The organism is Pseudarthrobacter sp. N5 (assembly GCF_050157035.1).
Lineage (GTDB): Bacteria > Actinomycetota > Actinomycetes > Actinomycetales > Micrococcaceae > Arthrobacter.
Genome location: NZ_CP189593.1, coordinates 844,980 through 863,927 on the forward strand (window position 1 = coordinate 844,980; position 18,948 = coordinate 863,927).

An 18,948-nucleotide genomic window follows, 5' to 3' on the forward strand; every position below is an offset into this window, starting at 1 on the left:
CGGGAACCGGCACCGCCGCACCGGCAACCGACCCCACAGGAGCTCCGCATGAGAACCAGCCGCATCTTCCACGCCGTGGACTCGCACACTGAGGGCATGCCCACGCGAGTCATCACGGGCGGGATCGGTACGATCCCCGGCGCAACCATGGCAGAGCGCCGCCTGTGGTTCATGGAACACAGCGACTGGATCCGCACCCTGCTTATGACCGAGCCGCGTGGCCACGCGTCCATGAGCGGAGCCATACTCCAGCCGCCAACCCGGCCGGATGCGGACTTCGGCGTCCTCTACATCGAGGTCTCCGGCCTCCTGCCGATGTGCGGGCACGGAAGCATCGGCGTCGCGACCGTCCTGGTCGAGACCGGCATGGTTGAGGTCATCGAGCCGGTGACCACCGTACGGCTCGACACACCGGCCGGACTCGTGGTTGCCGAGGTATCCGTCAAGGATGGGCACGCCGAGTCGGTGACAATCCGGAACGTTCCGTCCTTTGCGGAGCGGCTCGATGCCACCGTCGAGGTCCCCGGCTGGGGCACCGTGGCCTACGACCTCGCCTTCGGCGGGAACTTCTATGCGATCGTGGACCTGGACAGCCTCGGCCTGCCGTTGGAACGTTCGCGCAAGGACGAGCTGCTCAAGGCCGGCCTCGCCATCATGGACGCGATCAACGCCGCCGACGAACCAGTGCACCCCGAGCGGGCGGACATTCGCGGCTGCCACCACGTCTACCTCAAGGCCCCCGGCTCCACGGCCGAGCTCTCGCGCCACGCGATGGCCATCTACCCCGGTTGGTTCGACCGTTCCCCCTGCGGTACGGGCACAAGCGCGCGGATGGCGCAGCTGCACGCGCGCGGCGAGCTGGCCCTGGGCGCCGACTTCGTCAACGAATCCTATATCGGTTCGCGATTCACGGGCCGGCTCGTCCAAGAGACCGAAGTAGCCGGCCGGCCCGCCGTCATCCCCACCGTGACCGGACGGGCGTGGCTGACCGGTACGGCGCAGTATTTCCTGGACCCCACCGACCCCTTCCCCGCCGGGTTCCTGCTGTGAGCCTTCCCTACTTCGATGCGGCGGCTGTGCGCGCGGCCGCCCCGTGGACGACGGCGATCGCGGCCCTCGAGCGCGCGCTGCTGGACGGCGTGGACCCTGAGGAGGACAGCCCGCGGCTCTTCAGCCCGGCCCCAGGAGGCGAGTTTCTCCTCATGCCTGCGGTGGGCCGCAGCTACAGCGGCGTCAAGGCGCTCACCGTGGCCCCCGGCAACCCGGCGCGCGGGCTCGAGAAGATCCAAGGCGTCTACCTGCTCGTCGACTCCGACACCTCGTCCCCGCTTGCCACGATGGACGGCAACGAACTTACCGCTGTCCGCACGCCGGCCACGACGCTACTGGCCGTCAAGCACATCCTGGCGGGAACGCCCGACGGTGCGCCGGTGGCCCCCCGCGTACTCGTGTTCGGTGCAGGCGTCCAGGCGCTCAATCACCTCCGGGCAGCCCACGCCGTGCTCCCGGGAGCCAGCTTCGCCGTCGTGGGCCAGCGCCCCGAGCGCGTACAGGCGCTCGTCACGCAGCTCGCCTCCGAGGGCATCCAGGTCCTTCCCGGAAGCACCGCCGAGTTGCCTGAGGCGGAGGTCGTTCTCTGCACGACCTCCTCGCGCACACCTCTCTTCGACGGCGGCCTCGTCGCCCCCGGCGCCGTGGTGGCCGCGGTGGGCCAGCACGGGCTGGACGCGCGCGAGGTCGACGGCGCCCTGGTGCTCCGCAGCGACGTCGTGGTGGAGGGGCGCGCCTCTGCCTGGCGCGAAGCCGGGGATCTCATCCCGGCCCGCAGCGTTGAGGAATGGGAGAACATCTGTCCGGTCAATCTCCGTGAGCTGGTCCGCGGCGAACTGGTGCGCACACCCGGCCGGCCGTGCCTGTACGCCGGAGTGGGCATGGCATGGGAGGACCTCGTGACGGCGTCCGTGGTGTATGAAGGAGGCACCAGACCATGACGTTCGCAGTAGGAGTGCTCACCGTGCCAGCCAATAACAAGATTCCGGTCGCCCCGCTCGGCCGCCAGCGCAGCCTCCGCGAGTCCGTCACCGAGTCGCTTCGCGCCGCGATCATCGCCGGTGCGCTCGAGGAGGGCACCCTTTACTCGGCTCCCGTCCTTGGCGCGGCCTTCGGAGTCTCGGCCACACCCGTGCGCGAGGCGATGATGGACCTGACCCGCGAGGGCCTGGTTGAGACCGTGAAGAACAAAGGGTTCCGGATCACCAGCATGAGCGACCGCGAGCTCGACGAAATCACCGAGATCCGGCTGCTCATCGAGCCGCCCGTTGTGGCTGACATTGCCGGAACCATCCAGGGTCCGGGCATTGTGGCACTGCGTTCGCTGGCGGACGCCATTGTCGAGGCAGCACGCGCGGGGGACCTGACGGCCTACCTTGTCGCAGACCGTGACTTCCACGCCGAGCTGCTGCGCTATTCCGGCAACAACCAGCTCGTTGACCTCGCGACCAGCTTACGGACCCGCACCCGGATGTACGGACTCAAGACCCTGAGCGAGAGTAACCGCCTGGCCGACTCCGCCCAGGAGCACCATGAGCTCGTTGACCTCGTGGAATCCGGCGCCGCCGCCGCCGCCCGCGAGCTCATGCGCCGCCACATCGGCCACGCCCGCGGCCTGTGGGCCACCGGCGAGCATGAAACACCGCCCCAGGAGCAGCTGCCATGAACGCACCCAGCGACGTCCTCGTCATCGGTGCCGGGGTGATCGGCGCGGCAACGGCCTACTTCGCCTCGCAACAAGGCTTGAACGTGACAGTCCTTGACAAAGGCCTGCCAGCCAGCGGCACATCGTCGGCATGCGAGGGGAACATCCTCGTCTCCGACAAGGAGCTCGGCCCCGAGCTCGAGCTCATGCGCTTCTCTCTGGGGGTCTGGCACGGGGATCTCGGCGAGCACAAGCAGCTCTGGGAGTTCGAGTCCAAGGGCGGGATCATGGTGGCATCCCGCGAGAGCAGCCTTGTCTCCCTGAACCGCGTTAGGGCCATCCAGACCGGCTTCGGCGTCACGGTCGAGGAGCTGGACCGCGACGCCCTGCGAAATGCCGAACCGAACATCTCCCCCGAGGCACTGGGTGGCGCGAGATACCCCGAGGACTGCCAGGTCCAGCCCATGCTCGTCGCGGCCCACCTCGTCCGGCTGGCCGCCGAGGCCGGGGCCCGCTTCGTGGCCGACACACCGGTGACCGGTTTCGTGCGCAGCGGCGACCGCGTCACGGGCGTCCGGACCCCGCGCGGAGACTTCTCCGCGGGAGCCGTCGTGAATTGCACGGGCACCTGGGCAGGTGAGCTCGCCGCCTTGGCAGGGGTCAGCGTCCCGGTCCTGCCCCGGCGCGGCCTCGTCATGGTCACCGAGCCGCTCCCGCCCATGGTCCATCACAAGGTCTACGCGGCCGAATACATCGACAACGTCGGCAGCTCCGACGCAGGGCTGCAGGCCTCGCCGGTGGTCGAGGCCACCCCGAGTGGCACCATCCTCATTGGCTCAACGCGCGAACGGGTGGGCTTCGACCGCACCGTCAGCACCAACGCGCTGCGCTTGCTGGCCCGCAACGCAACCGCACTTTTCCCCTTCCTGGGGCAGGTCAAGGCCATCCGGCATTACCACGGCTTCCGCCCGTACTGCCCGGACCATCTGCCGGTGATCGGCCACGACGAGCGAGCCCCCGGACTGTGGCATGCCGCCGGCCACGAGGGCGCAGGAATCGGCCTCTCCGCCGGAACCGGCAAACTCCTGGCGCAGGCACTCGCCGGCCGGTCCCCGGATCTCGACCTCTCCCCGTTTGCTCCGGCCCGCTTCGGAGAGCTCGCCGGCCCCACCCCAACACAGCCCCACCTGGACCACCGAGAGGAGGCCGCAGCATGAGTATTCCGTCACGAGACACCGCCAACGAGTCAACGGGCGCCGCGCCGCGCGCCAGCCAGCCCGCCGTCGTCACCTTCAGTTTCGATGGCCGCCCCTTCGAGGCGGCCCCTGGCCAGAGCGTCGGGGCGGCATTGGTCTCCGGGGGCGTCACGGCCTGGCGCAGCACGCGCAACGGAGCGCGGCCGCGGGGCCTTTACTGCGGCATCGGGGTGTGCTTCGACTGCCTCGTTATGGTCGACGGCGCGTCCAACCAGCGCGCCTGCCTCGTCGAAGTGCGGGAGGGGATGCAGATCGAGGGCTCGTACCCGAAAGAGCAGGGAGTGCGGGCATGAGCCGCGACGGGAGCGTCAGGGCCGAGCCGATCAGGGCCGAGCCGATCAGCGCGGACGTCGCCGTCGTGGGCGCCGGACCTGCAGGCCTGGCCGCCGCGGTTGCGGCCGCCGAGGCCGGAGCCGCCGTGGCCCTCGTGGACGCCGGCGCGCAGCCGGGCGGACAGTTCTGGCGGCACCGGCCCGAGACCGTGGTGCCCCACCCTGACGGCCGCGGCCACCACGGCTGGCACAGTTACCTTGGCCTCCGCGCCCGCTTCGACGCCGAGATCCGCCGGGGGAGGGTCACCTACCTTCCTGGGCTCCAGGTGTGGATGCCGCAGCGGGACGACGCCGGCTTCACCCTGCGCACGACGCCCGCCGTCGCGGGAACCGTGTCCGGGAACGGCACCCGTTCACGCACCGTCGTCGCACGCCGCCTCGTGCTTTGCCCGGGCGGTTATGACCGCCAACTGCCGGTTCCCGGTTGGGAACTTCCCGGCGTCATGGCGGCGGGCGGCATCCAGGCCTTCATCAAGGGCAACGGGACGCTGCCTGGGCGACGCTTCGTTCTCGCTGGCACGGGCCCGTTCCTGCTCCCGGTCGCGGCGGGCATCGCCGAGGCCGGCGGACAGGTTCTTGCCGTGCTTGAGTCATCCTCTCCGGCGGCCTGGCTCCCGCATTTGCGCGCGGCAGCGGGCGTTCCGGAGAAGGCTCTCGAGGGCGCGGAATACGCCGCCGTGTTTGCCCGGAAGCGGATCCCCTACCGCACACGCGCCATCGTTACAGAAGTCCTCGGTACGGACCGGGTGACTGGCCTGCGCACAGCCAAGGTCGACGCCGGCGGCCGGGTCCGGCCAGGCACGGAACGCGTCTATGAGGACGTGGACGTGGTGGGCTTCGGCTGGGGATTCACGCCGCAGATGGAGCTGCCCGTGGCCCTTGGCATCGGGACCCGACTTGATGCCGACGGCTCCCTTGTCGGCGTCGTTGATGAGCGGCAAGAGTCCAGTGTCCCCGGCCTGTTCCTTGCTGGAGAGGTCACCGGCGTCGGCGGCGCGGTCCTTGCCGTGCTCGAAGGTCTTGCAGCTGGCGCTGCGGCGGCCCGCGAGCCCGGATCACGGGAGTCCGCTGCGCCGTCCCGGGCGGGCGCTGCTGCCCGGCACCGGCGTTTCGCCGAGGCCATGCACCGGGCACATCCGGTGCCCGCCGCCTGGCAGGAATGGCTCACGCCGGAGACCACCGTGTGCCGCTGCGAGGAGGTCACGGCCGGCCAGATCACGGATGCCCGGGATACCTTGGGTGCCCGCGATGCCCGGAGCCTTAAGTCCTTCACCCGCGTCGGTATGGGCTGGTGCCAAGGCCGCGTGTGCGGCTTCGCTGCGGCCTGCCTCGGTGCCGGGCCAGGTGCCTTGCCCGGCATCGAGTCCTTGTCCGGCGCCGCGAAGCGTCCCCTCGCCGCTCCCGTCGACATTTGCGAGCTCGCCGCCCTTGACGATCTCGAAACGCCCCGCACCCTTGACGCTTCAGACCACTAACCCCTCTCCCGGAAGGAGACGCGCATGACTGCGATCACCCAGACCACCCCCGGCACCGTGCCGCCCACCACCGACGCCGAGCTTGAGCCGTTCCTCGCCGCCGCCGACCTAGCTGCAGGGCCGCTTGCAGCCCTGCAGCCCGCCGGGCGCGCCCAGCTGCTCAACGCCGTCGCCGACGCCCTCGACGGCTCCGCCAATCAGCTGATCCCCGTGGCCCAGCGAGAGACCCGGCTGGCCGAGGCGAGGTTGCGGGGCGAACTGGCCCGCACCACCTTCCAGCTGCGGCTCTTCGGCGAGGTGCTGCGCGACGGCGGCTATCTCGACGCCCGGATCGACCACGCAGATGCCGACTGGCCCATGGGCGGACCGCGGCCGGATCTCCGCCGCGTACTGGTTCCCGTGGGGCCGGTGGTGGTGTTCGCCGCCAGTAACTTCCCCTTCGCGTTCTCCGTAGCCGGCGGCGACACGGCCTCGGCCCTCGCCGCGGGCAGCCCTGTGCTGCTCAAGGCCCATTCAGGGCACCCCGAGCTTTCGCGGCTCACAGCCGCGGTTGTAGTTTCGGCGCTCGCCGCGGCGGGTGCTCCCGAAGGGACCTTCGCGCTTATCGCCGGAACCGCCGCCGGGGCGGCCGCACTGCGCGACCCGCGGATCAAGGCCGGGGCGTTCACTGGCTCCATCCCGGGCGGCCGCGCCTTGTTCGACATCGCTAGCTCGCGGCCCGAGCCCATCCCCTTCTATGGCGAGCTGGGCAGCAACAATCCGGTCTTCGTCACGGAGGCAGCGGCTGCGGAGCGTGGCGCGGAAATCGCCGCAGACTTCGTGGCATCCTTCACCCTTGGTGCCGGTCAGTTCTGCACCAAGCCCGGTACGCTGGTCGTCCCGAACGGATCCGGCATCGTCGAGGCGCTGCGCGCCGCCGCACTGCCGCCCGCTGCACCGCTGCTCAATGAGCGAATCCAGTCCGGCTACACCGAGGTCCTGCAAGGACTGCGGGGCAACCCTCGCCTCGAGGTCCTGGTGCAGGGCGCCGAACCGTTGGCCGACCCGCCCAGCCCCACCCTCCTGCTCACCACCGCCGCGGATGTGCTTGCCGAGCCACATGCTCTCCAGGGCGAGTGCTTTGGGCCCACCGCTGTGGTGGTGGCATACGACGACGAGTCCCAGCTTCCGGGAATCGCCGAGAGCTTCGAGGGGCAACTGACTGCGACCATCCACGGCACGGACTCCTGCCAGGCGGCGGGGCTCGTGGAGATCCTCACGCGAAAGGCAGGGCGGGTGCTTTGGAACCAGTGGCCCACCGGTGTGTCGGTCACCTACGCGCAGCAACACGGCGGGCCCTACCCGGCGACGACGGCCGCCGGAAGCACCTCCGTGGGCACCGCCGCGATCGAGCGCTTCCTGCGGCCCGTGGCCTACCAGGGCTTCCCGCAGCATTTGCTGCCCGAGGCCCTGCGCGAGGAGAATCTGCTCGGTGTGCCGCGCCTCGTGGACGGCCGGCGAGAGGGGTAGCCGCTTCGGTGCCGGCGCCGCGCCCACCCACGAGCGCGAAGTGACACTTGAGGCCCATGTTTGGCGTAAACATGGGCCTCAGATGTCACTTCGATGAGTCTCTTCAGTGTGCTCCGTCGCCGGGCTGCCGCCCCGGATTTCGGGGTGCCTGTTGCGGGCGGCCTGGCAGCCCGGCGGACGGAATCTTGACGGGCCCGATCACCGGGCCCGAGCTTTATGCGGCGACGGGTTCACCGTCCTCGGCTTCGTTTGACGCCGAGTCGCGGGCTTCGTGCAGGTAGCGGGCGTACGCCGGAACCGTCAGGAAGGTGGGGAAGTCCTCGCCGAGGGTGACCTCCTCGAAGATGTCCCGGGCATCACCGAAGCGGTCGCCGTCGAAGCGTTCCAGTTTGGCGAATTCCTCGTCCAGCATGTCCTCCACCCACCGGCGGGTGATGATCTCACCCTGGTCCGTGATGGCTCTGGCGTACATCCACTGCCACAGCTGCGAGCGGGAGATTTCCGCGGTTGCGGCGTCCTCCATCAGGTTGTGGATGGCCACGGCACCGTTGCCGCGCAGCCAGGACTCGATGTAGCGGATGCCCACCTCGATGTTGTTCCGGATGCCGGTCTCGGTGATAGTGCCTTCCGTGGCGGCCACGTTGATTAGCGCGCGGTCATCCGGGATGACGTCCTCACGGGCGCGGTCCAGCTGATTGATGCGATCGCCAAGAACGGCGTCGAACACCTCGCGGCACACCGGGACCAGATCCGGGTGGGCCACCCAGGAACCGTCGAAACCGTCTCCGGCCTCGCGGGTCTTGTCCTCGCGCACCTTCTCGAACGCGTTGGCATTGGCTTCCTCATCCTTGCGGTTGGGGACGGCCGCCGCCATTCCGCCGATGGCCATGGCGCCGCGCTTGTGGCAGGCGCGGACCAGCTGCTCGGTGTAGGCCCGCATAAACGGCTGGGTCATGGTCACCTGGCTGCGATCCGGCAGAACGAACCGGGGGCCGCGGGTGCGGAAGTTCTTGATCATTGAGAAAATGTAGTCCCAGCGGCCGGCATTCAGGCCCGAGGCGTGATCGCGCAGCTCGTACAGGATCTCTTCCATCTCGAAGGAGGCCGTAATGGTCTCGATCAAAACCGTGGCGCGGATGGTGCCCTGCGGGATGCCTAGCAGGTCCTGGGCCAGGATGAAGATGTCGTTCCACAGCCGTGCTTCGAGGTGGTTTTCGATCTTCGGCAGGTAGAAGTACGGACCCTTGCCCTGCGCCAGGAGGCGGTGGGCGTTGTGGAAGAAGTACAGCCCGAAGTCCACGATGCCGCCGGCAACCGGCTTGCCGTCGATGAGCATGTGCTTCTCCGGCAGGTGCCAGCCGCGCGGGCGGACCACGATGGTGGGGAGGTCCTCGGCGGGCCGCAGCTTGTATTCCTTGCCCTCCGGGGAAGTGAAATCGATCCGGCGCTCCAACGCATCCGTCAGGTTGAGCTGGCCCTGGATCACGTTGCGCCAGGACGGGGTGGAGGAGTCTTCCATGTCGGCGAGCCACACCTTGGCGCCGGAATTGAGCGCATTGATGGTCATCTTCTTGTCCACCGGCCCGGTGATTTCCACGCGGCGGTCCTCCAGACCAGGGGCCGGGGGAGCCACCCGCCAGTTGGGATCGTTGCGGACGGACTCGGTTTCGCGGAGGAAACGCGGGTCCTGGCCGTTGCCGATTTCGGTGCGCCGGGTCTGGCGTGCCTGCAGCAGCTCCTGTCGCCTGCCGGCGGTGGCCTTGTGCAGACGGGCAACAAACTCCAGGGCATCCGGAGTGAGAACCTCGTTCTGGCGGCAGATGGGCTGTGCAGTCAACGTGATCCCGTTGATGGTGAAGTTGTCAGTGAAGCTGTTCATTTCAATCTCTCCTCGGAGAAGCAGTGTTCGACGGCGGTGTGCGGTTTGGGGCCGAAAAAGGCAGTCCTCCGCGTGCTATTCCCCATCCCCGCCTTGGGCCTCGCAGAGCTTGGCCGGGCGGGGACAGGGCCCCTTTTACGCACGCTTCCGGATTACCTTTCCCAGCCCCCGGTGGCATGTGCACCATGGGTGCCGGCCGCCGTCGTGCCTTCCGGTGAGCGGCATGAACAACTCACCTTGGGCGGGGAATGTTAGTGGAACTGGCCTTCTTCGGTGGATCCCACCAGGGCCAGTGTTGATGCGTTCGGGTTGAGCGCAGTAGCAATGCTGTCGAAGTAGCCGGTGCCGACTTCGCGCTGGTGCTTGGTCGCGGTGTAGCCGCGGGACTCGGAGGCGAATTCCTTCTCCTGCAGCTCGACGTAAGCGCTCATGCCTTCACGGGCGTAACCGTGGGCGAGATCGAACATCGAGTAGTTCAGGGCGTGGAAACCGGCCAGGGTGATGAACTGGAATGTGAAGCCCATGGCGCCGAGTTCGCGCTGGAACTTGGCGATGGTGGCGTCGTCCAGGTGCTTCTTCCAGTTGAACGACGGCGAGCAGTTGTAGGAGAGCATCTGGTCCGGAAACTCGGCCTTGACGGACTCGGCGAACTTGCGGGCCAGCTCCAGGTCCGGGGTGCCCGTCTCCATCCAGATCAGGTCTGAGTACGGGGCGTAGGCCTTGGCGCGGGCAATGCAGGGTTCGATCCCGTTGCGGACCTTGTAGAAGCCCTCCGCGGTGCGAACCGGCTGTCCCCCTTCGCGGAGGATGAATTCCTGGTCACGCTCGTCGACGTCGGAAGTGATCAGGGTGGCTGCCTCGGCGTCGGTGCGGGCAATGATGACCGACGGCGTGCCGGCGACGTCGGCTGCCAGACGGGCGGCGTTCAGCGTGCGGACGTGCTGCTGGGACGGAATGAGGACCTTGCCGCCGAGGTGGCCGCACTTCTTCTCCGAAGCGAGCTGGTCTTCCCAGTGCACACCTGACGCGCCGGCCTGGATCATGGACTTCATGAGCTCGTAGGCGTTCAGCGGGCCACCGAAGCCGGCCTCGGCGTCAGCGACGATCGGCACCATCCAGTCCTCAACGGTCTGGATCCCCTCGGAGAACTCAATCTGGTCTGCACGGAGCAGGGCGTTGTTGATGCGGCGGACAACCGTGGGAACGGAGTTGGCCGGGTACAGGGACTGGTCCGGGTAGGTGTGGCCGGAGTTGTTGGCGTCGGCAGCGACCTGCCAGCCGGAGAGGTAGATGGCGCGCAGGCCGGCTTTGACCTGCTGCACGGCCTGGTTGCCGGTCAAGGCGCCCAGGGCGTTGGTGTACTTGCCTTCGCTGTGCTCTTCGGTGAGTTGCTTCCAGAGCTTCTCCGAGCCGCGGCGGGCGAGGGTGTGCTCTTCGGAGACACGGCCGCGGAGGCGGATAACGTCGGAAGCCTTGTAATCCCGAGTGACACCTTCCCAGCGCGGGCTGGCAGCCCACTCGAGCTCCAGGGCGGCGGCCTGCTCTTCGGGCGTCTGCTGGGTGGGCTCAAATGCTGCAGTCATCTTTGTCTCCTTGATAGTGCCCGGGCCGGCCGTCCCTGCTTCCTTGCAGTTCGGGCCGGCGGATCCGGGGCGGTGCTTCTTTTCCGTAAGACCTACTTTTCTGCACTTTCAAGGGGGTTGCTAGAGGGAAACTATGGAAAGAAACGCACTTCTTCGCGTATTCTCAAGAAATGACCACTTCAAGCTGGAATCGCCAAGCCACGCCGCCGTCGTCCGCTGCCGCCCCCGAACTGGACGTCATCAGCCTGGGCCGCCGCGTACGGCACCTGCGCAAGGCGGCAGGCCTGACGCTCGATGACCTGAGTGCCGCCGTCGGGACCGCACCGAGCCAGCTGAGCCTGATTGAAAACGGCAAGCGGGAGCCCAAACTGGGGCTCCTCCAGCAGCTTGCCGCTGCGCTGAATGTTGGCATTGACCAGCTGCTCGGATCAGAGCCGCCCAACCGCCGGGCGGCCCTGGAAATCGAGCTTGAACGGTACCAGCGCAGCGCCATTTACGAGTCCCTGAAACTGCCCAAAATCCGCATCAGCTCACGGTTGCCGCTGGATGTGCTGGAGTCGATGGTGGGGCTGCAGAACGAGCTGGAGCGCAAGCTGAACGAGCAGATCGCGACGCCGGAAGAGGCCCGCCGCGCGAATGGTGAGCTGCGCGCCATGATGCGCGAACGGAATAACTATTTCCCGGAGTATGAAGCAGAGGCCAAGAAGGTGCTGGCCATGGTGGGCCACACGAATGGGCCGCTGTCGCAGCACGTCATCGCGGACATCGCGGCCCACCTCGGTTTCAGCCTCCACCATGTGGGCGACCTGCCCCATTCCACCCGTTCCGTGACGGATCTTAAGAACCACCGAATTTATCTGACCCAGAACCAGAGGACCGATCACGATCCCCGTTCGGTGCTGCTGCAGGCGCTGGGTCACTACGTGCTGGGCCACAAGACGCCCACGAACTACGGCGATTTCCTGATGCAGCGGGTGGCCACCAACTATTTCGCTGCGGCGCTGATGCTGCCGGAGCAGGCCACCGTTGAGTTCCTGCAGCGCGCCAAACAGGCCAAGGAGATCGCAGTGGAGGACATCCGGGACGCCTTTGCCGTGTCCTACGAGACCGCCGCGCACCGGTTCACCAACCTGGCCACGCAGCACCTGGACATCCGCACGCACTTCCAGAAAACGCACCAGAGCGGCATAATCTACAAGGCTTACGAGAACGACGGCGTGACGTTCCCGCAGGACCACACCGGCGCCATCGAGGGCCAGCCGTCGTGCAAATACTGGACCAGCCGCATGGTGTTCGACGTGGCGGACAAGTTCAGTGCGTACAACCAGTACACGGACACCCCTGCGGGGACGTACTGGTGCACGGCCCGGACGGAACGCTCGGCGAACGGTGAATTCTCCCTCTCCGTCGGCGTGCCGTATGCGCAAGTCAAATGGTTCCGCGGGCGCGAAACCACCGAGCGTTCCACATCCACCTGCCCGGACGAAAACTGCTGCAGGCGGCCGCCGGCGGAGTTGGCTTCGGAGTGGGCCGGTAATGCGTGGCCTTCCGCGCGCGCGCACTCGCACCTGCTCGCGGCCATGCCGCCGGGTGCGTTCCCTGGTGTGGATGAGACCGAGGTGTACAGCTTCTTGCAGGCGCACTCCGGGAGCTGACTCGCCTCGGTGCCACCCTCTGCACCGATTGTTTGCTCCGATTCGATGGTTCCCTGCGCACTCGATGTGGCGCAGCATCGTATCCGCAGGGAACCATCGAATCGGCGGCGGGTCCGAGACCAAAACGACGGCAAACCGTGACCGCGCAGGCATCGTTCCGGCCCGCCGTCGCTGGTTGACTGGGGGAAGGCGGAACCCCGCCGGTTGTCGGGGCCGAGTGGTCAGGGGTGGCAATGAAATCGCAGTCGCGGTTCAAGGCGGCAGTAGCGATAGGCGCCGTTGCAGCGCTCACCGCGTGTTCGTCGCCGGCACCCGGATTGGTGAAGGCCGACGGCGTCCAACGGGTTTCGGTGGACCGTGCGGCTTACGCGGGGGAACTTTCTGCCATCCGCACATCTGCCCTGAAGCTCGGCGAAGCGCTGCTCGCAGACAACGGAAACGGCAACGTGATTTCGTCGCCGGGCAGTCTGTTGATTGCCCTGGCCATGCTGCGCACCGGGGCGTCCGGCGAGACGGCGGTAGAGATGGATTCGGTGTTGGGGCTCCCGGCGAGGGACCGCGATGAGGCAATGAATGCGCTGCTTGCGTCCCTGGAGAAGTACGACGGCGACCCCGGCTCCGTTGACGAAAACAACCCGCCGCGGAAGCCCGTGATGCATGCAGCCAATGGCCTGTTCGTGGACAAGAACGAGACCACCGGCGCGGGCTATCTGGAGACCTTGGCCAAGCACTACGGCACCGGCGTGTACCCCGTGGACTTCCGGGATGAGGGCGCCACCAAGCCGTCCATTGACGCCTGGGTGGACAAAAACACAGGTGGCCGGATCAAGGAGGCCCCGGCACAATACAGTCCGGACAACACTTTCAGCCTGCTCAACGCGGTGTACTTTGCCTCCGCCTGGCGTGCTCCGTTTGATCCGAACAGTACCGCAGACCGCCCGTTCACGAAGGCAAATGGCGAAGAAATCAGCGTACCCACCATGCAGAATGAGCTGAAGATGGCGTATGCGGACGGCGCGGGCTGGCGCGCCGTTGACCTGCCGTATGCCGACGGTTTTGTCATGCGGCTGATTCTTCCGGACGCCGGCGCTGGCACCAGTGGTGATTCCGCACGGCCGGGTGGGGCGGAACTTGGCGAGATTGCCAACGCTCTGGAGTCCGCCCAGCCCGTCCCTGTGGAGATCCATCTGCCGAAATGGGATCACAAGTCGAACGTCGACTTGATTCCGATCCTGAACAAGATGGGACTGAGCAAAACGTTGGGCCCATCCGCGGAGTTTGATGCAATCCAGCCTGGCCTGAAGATCACGGACGCCGCACAGGCCGCCAACATCACGGTGGCGGAAAAGGGCACCATCGCTGCGGCTGTGACGCAATTCAACGGCGCGGTGTCCGGGAAGCCGATCCCGCTTCAGGTGCAGAAGATTTCCTTTGACCGGCCGTTCCACTACCAGATTGTGCATGTTGAATCCGGGCTGCCGCTGTTTATGGGGAAGATTGCGGATCCGCGCTCCTAGCGGAGCCGGCCGGTGGTACTCTCATGCCATGACCCCGCAAGAGCTCGCCAACCTCGCGCACCTGCGCAGGGCGCGTGACCTGATTGACCGGGAGTTCGCACGTCCTCTGGATGTGCCCACCATGGCGCGGCGCGCCCTGATGTCTCCCGCGCATTTCTCGCGGCAATTCCGGGCAGCTTATGGCGAGACGCCCTACGGCTACCTCATGACGCGGCGGATGGAACGGGCCATGGCGCTGCTCCGGCAGGGCATGAGTGTCACCGATGCCTGCATGGCCGTGGGCTGTACGTCCTTGGGCTCTTTCAGCTCGCGGTTCACTGAGCTGATGGGTATAGCGCCGAGCACCTACCGCCGGCTGGGCCACCGGGCAGTGGCCGCAATGCCCAGTTGCGTGGCTAAAATCCACACCCGGCCTCGCAGAAAAACCCCAAGCGGAAACACAGAGAGCAGTTTTCAAGAAGCATTGCCCGAACAGTCCGCCTAGAGTTGGCCGCATGACTATTTCGCTGCAGTACTGCAATATCACTGTCAATGATCCGGATGAGGCCCTCGCCTTCTACCGGGACGTGTTGGGCCTTCAGCTGCGCAACGACGTCGCTTCGGACGGTTTCCGCTGGGTCACCCTGGGGAGCGACTCACAGCCCGGGTTGGAAATTGTCCTGTCGAAACCACACGCCGGCCGCTCCCAGGCCGACGGCGACGCGATGCAGGAGCTGCTCACTAAAGGATCCCTGCCCATGCTCGTGTTCCGCACTGATGACCTCGACGCCGCGTTCGAGAAGGCGCGCGCATCCGGTGCCGAAGTCCTCCAGGAGCCCATGGACCAGCCGTGGGGGCCGCGCGATTGCGCCTTCCGGGACCCGTCGGGCAACACGGTGCGGATCTCACAAGCAGCCTAGGGATCAGCAACACGTTTCAGTAACCGGCAGGTCAGTTGTTGAAACGCAGCTCGAGGTCCACCGGAAGCTCGCCAGTGCCGTTGGCGGCGATGAAATCGGATCAGCTGCGCCGGCCGCTCTGGACGACTTTGCGGGTGTGTTCTTCACGAAGCTTCAGCCCGGGCTGCACATGGAGCTCGCAGGGAATCCGCTCCTCGCGCCGGGCTATGTTCGGACGCCGCGCTTTTGCGGCCCGAATGGCTGCTTGGATGGCAGCTGCGCTGGAATCGAGTCGCCCGGGACATTGGTTGCAGAAACCGGGGAGCCCTGCCCAAGAGTGCGGTTAGCGTGGTCCGCCCTGCCACAGCGCATCGAACGGAGCCCCGGAGGCCACCCGGTTGCGGATCCCGGCGGTGACGAATGCCTTGGCCGTTCGCGCGGCCTCCAGCGGCGAAGCGCCTTTGGCCAGCTCCGCTGTGACTGCGGCGGCCAGGGAGCAACCGGCTCCGGACACCGCCACTTCGCCGATTTTCGGGGCGCTGAGGACTTCCAGGGTGTCGCCGTCGTAGTAAACGTCGACGGCGTCCGGGCCTTCCAGCCGTACCCCGCCTTTGGCAAGCACGGCGGCACCGCTGAGCTCATGGATGCGGATAGCCGCAGCCTTGAGCGAGTCCAGGTCCGTGATCTCCAGGCCGGACAGCGATTCCGCCTCGAAATGATTGGGCGTGACGAAGGTGGCCAGCGGCAGGATCTGAGTTTTCAATGCCTGGTCGGTATCCAGTGCGTGCCCGGGTTCCTGGCCTTTGCAGATCAGCACGGGGTCGAGAACCACATTCGTAAAGGTGCCGGCAGCCAGGGCGGCCGCAACCGTGCCGATGGTGGCGGGGCTGCCCAGCATGCCGATCTTCACGGTGTCCAGCACCGAAGGCGCGCCGGAAGCGGCACCGTAGGCCGCCGTCGTCGCTTCCAGCTGGTGGGCGATCACTTGCTGGTCCACCGGGACAAAGCGGTGGTTCCAGTTGTCCTGCGGGTCAAAGGAGACGATGCAGGTGAGGTTGGCGATGCCGAAGACGCCCAGCTCCTGGAAGGTCTTCAGGTCCGCCTGTGCCCCCGCTCCACCAGTGGCCTCGGATCCGGCAATGGTCAGCACCACGGCGGGAGTGGTCTGGGTGGGATTGGACTGGGTGGGATTGGACTGGGTGGGCGCGGCAGCAGCCGGTGCGGAAGTCATGTGGCTATCCTGCCATCCGAAAAACGATGGTTCCACGACCAGTATGAACAAAACAGTGGTGTTCCGGGTCACAGAAACTAGTGTGGCGGACGGTGTTGCTGTCTGCGGCGCCGGATCCAGGAAGGTTCATTGATGAGCACCCAGCTGTCCGAAGCCGCACAGACGCGCAGGGCCGTGAAAAACATCCTGAAGGGCTCCGCCGGCAACTTGGTGGAGTGGTTCGATGTTTAAATTTAAACGGCTTTCTCGGCTTACTTTGCCGTCCATTTCTTCAGCTCCAAAGACCCCTTGCAGAGCAACCTTGAGGCCATGGCAGTCTTTGCCGTGACCTTCCTGATGCGCCCATCGGCAGTTGGTTCTTTGGCCGCTACGCAGACCGGAAGGGCCGAAAGGCCGCGCTGACCCTGAGTGTGACCATGATGTCGGCGGGGTCCTTTGCGATTGCCCTGCTACCCACGAAGGAAGTAATAGGCGTCTGGGCGCTGGTCCTGCTGGTACTGATCCGGCTGCTCCAGGGCTTTTCTGTGGGCGGCGAGTACGGCACCAGCGCCACCTATATGTCCGAGGCGGCAACGGCTAAACGCAGGGGGTTCTTCTCCAGCTTCCAGTACGTCACGCTGATCGGCGGCCAGATGCTGGCACTGCTGGTGCTGGTGGTCCTCGAGCGGACAATGGGCAAGGACGTCCTGGGCGAGTGGGGCTGGCGCATTCCGTTTGCCATCGGCGGCGTGGCCGCCCTGGTTGTCCTCTGGATGCGGCGCTCCATGGAAGAGACGATTTCCGCCGAACAGGCCGCCGCCGCCAAGGCTGGGACAGCGGCCGGCGAAGCACAGCCGGGCACCATGAAGCTGCTGCTCACCAAGTACTGGAGGTCGCTGCTGATCTGCATCTGCATCACCCTGGGCGGCACCATGGCGTTCTACACCTACACCAACTTCACGCTGTCCTTTATGCAGAACACCAGCGGCATTGCCAAGGAAACCACCTCCGTCATCAGCTTCTGGGCGCTTTTCATCTTTATGCTGCTGCAGCCTGTCTACGGCATCATTTCCGACAAGGTGGGCCGCAAGCCGCTCCTGCTCTGGTTCGGCATCACCGGTGTGCTCCTGACCTGGCCGCTGATGTCTGCACTCGGCGGAACCAAGGATCCCTTTACCGCGTTCCTGCTGATGATGGGCGGGCTGTTGATTGTGGGTGGCTACACGTCAATCAACGCGTTGGTGAAGGCCGAACTGTTCCCGGCATCCATCCGCGCCCTCGGCGTGGGCCTGGGCTACGCCATCGCCAACTCGCTGTTCGGCGGCACCACGCCGCTGGTGGGGGCCGCGTTCCAGAAGGCCGGACAGATCGAGATCTTCTTCACCTACATCACCGTAGGCATCGGCATCTCGCTGCTGGTTTACATCTTCGCCCTGAAGAACAAGAAGTCCACGCACCTCGATGCGGAACAGGGCGAGGCGTTCGCCGCCGGTTCCACCAGCGCCGGACGCAAGGGTGCCGGCCATAATGACGACGACAAGGATCTCGTCGACGCCTGACGGCTTTGAATTAACGTGCGACGGCGGGTGGCCGGCTTTCGCAAGCCGGGCGCCCGCCGTCGTCGTCAGTCCTGGCGAGTCTCCACACGGAGAGCCGGCCGACGGTCATTGAGGCGCCCAACATCAAGGCCGCACTGGCCATGTAGCCAGGGTCGAGGATGCGGCCGTCTGACGCTGTCAGGGCCATGAGCCCCAGTCCAAGTACGCATCCGAGTCCACCGAACGCCGCAACGTGCAGCCATTGATTCCGAATGGGCTCAAGCAGCAGGGCCAGGGGCAGCCCAAAGATGCCAGCGAGAATGAAGGCGGGCACGGCGCCAATAACCACGGTGAGCACAATCGTGGTCCACGGGCTGAAAGTCAGGCCATTTACCAGCACCATGGCACAGCCGAGGGCCAGCAGACTTGCCAGCGCCCCAAGGAACAATGGCTTGCCCGTGAGCACCACGCGCTGCGGCCGGCTCATGCCTGGCCCTTGGCGATTTTCATCAGTGCACGCCCCAGCTCGGGCTGCCTGAAGAGGAAGCCCGCATCCAGGAGCTTCTGCGGCTGCACCCAGCGGCTCTTGAGCACCAGCTCCGACTCGGTCCGGATCAGCACTGCACCCACTGCGAGGAGCCACGCCGGTGTGGGGATGCCAAGCCTGGCACCATACGCGCGGCGGACCAGCCGCATCAGCTCGCGGTTATCCACCACATCCGGCGACGCCACATTGACCGGCCCGGTGATGTCCGTGCGCATATGCAGGAGCACTGCAGCGCGGTACAAGTCCTCCATATGCACCCAGCTGAACTTCTGCGTACCCGCGCCCATGTGGCCGCCCAGGCCGAGCCGCGCCAGATTCGCGAACGGCATCATTACCCCTCCGCCGGGCCCCAGAACGATCGAGATGCGCAGCGGGATTTTCCTGGTCCGTGGCGTATCGGCCGTCTCCAGCTCATCCTCCCAGGCACGCGCGACGTCCACCGAGAAGCCGGTTCCCAACTCGCCGTCGAACTCAGATTGCGGCATGTCCTGAGCATGCCGGTAGATGGTGCCGGTACTTGCGTTCAGCCACGTGGCCGGGGGAGCGCTGCACCGGCTGACGGCACGGCCCAGCGCCGCGGTGGTCTCCACGCGTGACCGCAGGATTTCCGCTTTGTTCCTGGCATTGTAGCGGCAGCTCACGGAGCGTCCGGCGAGGTTCACCAGCAGCTCGGCTCCGTCCAGTGCGCGGGTGATGCCGGCGTCGTCGTTCCACGTGGCGTCGTTGGAGGCAGCGCGGCCGATGGTCCGTACGGTCCAGCCGTCCTGCTCAAAGCGATGACGGAAGTACGTGCCGATGAAGCCGGATGCCCCGGCCACCACCACAATCATGCTGCTGTTCATTCTTCCCCCTGGAGTCTCGCTGCTACGTGGAT

The 18,948-nt window shown here is 66.4% G+C and carries 16 protein-coding genes and 1 pseudogene; 12 read left to right on the top strand and 5 right to left on the bottom strand.

Going from position 1 to position 18,948, the window contains the following annotated elements:
* Nucleotides 1-48: 48 nt before the first annotated feature.
* From ACQCST_RS04295 to ACQCST_RS04325, 7 genes are read left to right on the top strand one after another with little or no spacing between them, the layout of a single operon-like run.
* Nucleotides 49-1,050, top strand: coding sequence for a proline racemase family protein (locus ACQCST_RS04295; RefSeq protein WP_426998103.1), 1,002 nt, complete (start codon nt 49-51; stop codon nt 1,048-1,050).
* The gene (locus tag ACQCST_RS04300; RefSeq protein ID WP_426998104.1) at nt 1,047-1,991 is read left to right on the top strand and encodes an ornithine cyclodeaminase family protein; all 945 of its coding nucleotides are present in this window, start codon (nt 1,047-1,049) and stop codon (nt 1,989-1,991) included. The genes ACQCST_RS04295 and ACQCST_RS04300 overlap by 4 nt, the downstream gene beginning before the upstream one ends.
* Nucleotides 1,988-2,716, top strand: coding sequence for a GntR family transcriptional regulator (locus ACQCST_RS04305; RefSeq protein WP_426998105.1), 729 nt, complete (start codon nt 1,988-1,990; stop codon nt 2,714-2,716). The genes ACQCST_RS04300 and ACQCST_RS04305 overlap by 4 nt, the downstream gene beginning before the upstream one ends.
* Entirely contained in the window at nt 2,713-3,912 is a 1,200-nt protein-coding gene (locus tag ACQCST_RS04310; protein WP_426998106.1) for an NAD(P)/FAD-dependent oxidoreductase, read from the top strand. The genes ACQCST_RS04305 and ACQCST_RS04310 overlap by 4 nt, the downstream gene beginning before the upstream one ends.
* On the top strand, nt 3,909-4,244 hold the full coding sequence (locus ACQCST_RS04315) for a (2Fe-2S)-binding protein (protein WP_426998107.1): 336 nt from the start codon (nt 3,909-3,911) through the stop codon (nt 4,242-4,244). Before ACQCST_RS04310 ends, ACQCST_RS04315 begins: the two co-directional genes overlap by 4 nt.
* Nucleotides 4,241-5,758 carry an NAD(P)/FAD-dependent oxidoreductase gene (locus ACQCST_RS04320; RefSeq protein WP_426998108.1) on the top strand — a complete coding sequence of 506 codons (1,518 nt, stop codon included), beginning with the start codon at nt 4,241-4,243 and terminating at the stop codon, nt 5,756-5,758. The genes ACQCST_RS04315 and ACQCST_RS04320 overlap by 4 nt, the downstream gene beginning before the upstream one ends.
* Nucleotides 5,759-5,782: 24 nt before the next feature.
* Nucleotides 5,783-7,267 carry an aldehyde dehydrogenase family protein gene (locus ACQCST_RS04325; protein WP_426998109.1) on the top strand — a complete coding sequence of 495 codons (1,485 nt, stop codon included), beginning with the start codon at nt 5,783-5,785 and terminating at the stop codon, nt 7,265-7,267.
* 214 nt (nt 7,268-7,481) lie between these two features.
* On the opposite strand, the gene aceB is transcribed toward ACQCST_RS04325, so the two are convergent.
* Both aceB and aceA read right to left on the bottom strand, forming a co-directional pair.
* Nucleotides 7,482-9,146, bottom strand: coding sequence for a malate synthase A (gene aceB / locus ACQCST_RS04330; protein WP_426998110.1), 1,665 nt, complete (start codon nt 9,144-9,146; stop codon nt 7,482-7,484).
* Between the two features lie 251 nt (nt 9,147-9,397).
* Nucleotides 9,398-10,729, bottom strand: a complete 1,332-nt coding sequence (aceA, locus tag ACQCST_RS04335; RefSeq protein WP_426998111.1) for an isocitrate lyase — start codon at nt 10,727-10,729, stop codon at nt 9,398-9,400.
* 170 nt (nt 10,730-10,899) lie between these two features.
* Between aceA and ACQCST_RS04340 the strand changes: the two genes are divergently transcribed.
* From ACQCST_RS04340 to ACQCST_RS04355, 4 genes are all read left to right on the top strand, one after another.
* Nucleotides 10,900-12,384 (top strand): helix-turn-helix domain-containing protein, encoded by a 1,485-nt coding sequence (locus tag ACQCST_RS04340; RefSeq protein WP_426998112.1) that lies wholly within the window; start codon nt 10,900-10,902, stop codon nt 12,382-12,384.
* Between the two features lie 233 nt (nt 12,385-12,617).
* Nucleotides 12,618-13,901 (top strand): serpin family protein, encoded by a 1,284-nt coding sequence (locus ACQCST_RS04345; protein WP_426998113.1) that lies wholly within the window; start codon nt 12,618-12,620, stop codon nt 13,899-13,901.
* 28 nt (nt 13,902-13,929) lie between these two features.
* Entirely contained in the window at nt 13,930-14,385 is a 456-nt protein-coding gene (locus tag ACQCST_RS04350; RefSeq protein WP_426998114.1) for a helix-turn-helix transcriptional regulator, read from the top strand.
* Nucleotides 14,386-14,395: 10 nt separating this feature from the next.
* Nucleotides 14,396-14,800 (top strand): VOC family protein, encoded by a 405-nt coding sequence (locus ACQCST_RS04355; protein WP_426998115.1) that lies wholly within the window; start codon nt 14,396-14,398, stop codon nt 14,798-14,800.
* A 322-nt stretch (nt 14,801-15,122) separates the two neighbouring features.
* Here ACQCST_RS04355 and ACQCST_RS04360 read toward each other — a convergent pair whose 3' ends face one another.
* Nucleotides 15,123-16,010: a hydroxymethylpyrimidine/phosphomethylpyrimidine kinase gene (locus ACQCST_RS04360; RefSeq protein WP_426998116.1), complete on the bottom strand. Its 888-nt coding sequence runs from the start codon at nt 16,008-16,010 to the stop codon at nt 15,123-15,125.
* 132 nt (nt 16,011-16,142) lie between these two features.
* Here ACQCST_RS04360 and ACQCST_RS04365 point away from each other — a divergent pair.
* Nucleotides 16,143-17,548, top strand: a pseudogene (locus tag ACQCST_RS04365) (MFS transporter).
* Between the two features lie 10 nt (nt 17,549-17,558).
* On the opposite strand, the gene ACQCST_RS04370 reads toward ACQCST_RS04365, so the two are convergent.
* Nucleotides 17,559-18,014 (bottom strand): hypothetical protein, encoded by a 456-nt coding sequence (locus tag ACQCST_RS04370; protein WP_426998117.1) that lies wholly within the window; start codon nt 18,012-18,014, stop codon nt 17,559-17,561.
* A complete protein-coding gene (locus ACQCST_RS04375) occupies nt 18,011-18,916 on the bottom strand; it encodes a TIGR01777 family oxidoreductase (RefSeq protein ID WP_426998118.1) in 906 nt (301 codons plus the stop codon). The genes ACQCST_RS04370 and ACQCST_RS04375 overlap by 4 nt, the downstream gene beginning before the upstream one ends.
* Nucleotides 18,917-18,948 lie beyond the last annotated feature (32 nt).

Bases quoted from the DNA above. Each gene is read 5' to 3' on its own strand.
- ACQCST_RS04295 (WP_426998103.1), top strand. From the start codon at position 49: ATGAGAACCAGCCGCATCTTCCACGCCGTGGACTCGCACACTGAGGGC.
- ACQCST_RS04305 (WP_426998105.1), top strand. From the start codon at position 1,988: ATGACGTTCGCAGTAGGAGTGCTCACCGTGCCAGCCAATAACAAGATT.
- ACQCST_RS04310 (WP_426998106.1), top strand. From the start codon at position 2,713: ATGAACGCACCCAGCGACGTCCTCGTCATCGGTGCCGGGGTGATCGGC.
- ACQCST_RS04315 (WP_426998107.1), top strand. From the start codon at position 3,909: ATGAGTATTCCGTCACGAGACACCGCCAACGAGTCAACGGGCGCCGCG.
- ACQCST_RS04320 (WP_426998108.1), top strand. From the start codon at position 4,241: ATGAGCCGCGACGGGAGCGTCAGGGCCGAGCCGATCAGGGCCGAGCCG.
- ACQCST_RS04325 (WP_426998109.1), top strand. From the start codon at position 5,783: ATGACTGCGATCACCCAGACCACCCCCGGCACCGTGCCGCCCACCACC.
- aceB (WP_426998110.1), bottom strand. From the start codon at position 9,146: ATGAACAGCTTCACTGACAACTTCACCATCAACGGGATCACGTTGACT.
- aceA (WP_426998111.1), bottom strand. From the start codon at position 10,729: ATGACTGCAGCATTTGAGCCCACCCAGCAGACGCCCGAAGAGCAGGCC.
- ACQCST_RS04340 (WP_426998112.1), top strand. From the start codon at position 10,900: ATGACCACTTCAAGCTGGAATCGCCAAGCCACGCCGCCGTCGTCCGCT.
- ACQCST_RS04345 (WP_426998113.1), top strand. From the start codon at position 12,618: ATGAAATCGCAGTCGCGGTTCAAGGCGGCAGTAGCGATAGGCGCCGTT.
- ACQCST_RS04350 (WP_426998114.1), top strand. From the start codon at position 13,930: ATGACCCCGCAAGAGCTCGCCAACCTCGCGCACCTGCGCAGGGCGCGT.
- ACQCST_RS04355 (WP_426998115.1), top strand. From the start codon at position 14,396: ATGACTATTTCGCTGCAGTACTGCAATATCACTGTCAATGATCCGGAT.
- ACQCST_RS04360 (WP_426998116.1), bottom strand. From the start codon at position 16,010: ATGACTTCCGCACCGGCTGCTGCCGCGCCCACCCAGTCCAATCCCACC.
- ACQCST_RS04370 (WP_426998117.1), bottom strand. From the start codon at position 18,014: ATGAGCCGGCCGCAGCGCGTGGTGCTCACGGGCAAGCCATTGTTCCTT.
- ACQCST_RS04375 (WP_426998118.1), bottom strand. From the start codon at position 18,916: ATGAACAGCAGCATGATTGTGGTGGTGGCCGGGGCATCCGGCTTCATC.